A 359-nucleotide genomic window follows, 5' to 3' on the forward strand; every position below is an offset into this window, starting at 1 on the left:
ACGCCAATTTGTTAGCTTATCGCTGCGCGGGGATGGCAGCTTTAGTTTTCAACATGATGGCAGTGAAAACCATAGCGACAGCTTTACCTTCCAAGTACGCGATAGTGACGGGGCATTATCGGCGCTGCATACAGTGACACTAACGATAGCAGCGGTTGCCGATGCACCAATAGCCATGGACGACAGTGCTACAACGGATGAAGATACCGCCGTTAGCGTTAACTTGGTTGATAATGACACGGATGCCGAAGGGGACTTAGTGGCCGCCTCAGCTGCCATAGTATTACCGGCAAGTAAAGGCTCGGTGAGTATCACCAATGGCATTGCCACGTATACACCGAACGCCAATGAAACAGGTG

At 51.0% G+C, this 359-nt stretch carries 1 protein-coding gene; it reads left to right on the forward strand.

The window, feature by feature from the left end:
• Positions 1 to 359, forward strand: a 359-nt coding sequence (locus CWB85_RS21535; RefSeq protein ID WP_138555991.1) for an Ig-like domain-containing protein, incomplete at both ends; no start/stop codon positions are given.

This window comes from Pseudoalteromonas sp. S1727, assembly GCF_005886375.1.
GTDB classification, from domain to species: domain Bacteria; phylum Pseudomonadota; class Gammaproteobacteria; order Enterobacterales; family Alteromonadaceae; genus Pseudoalteromonas; species Pseudoalteromonas haloplanktis.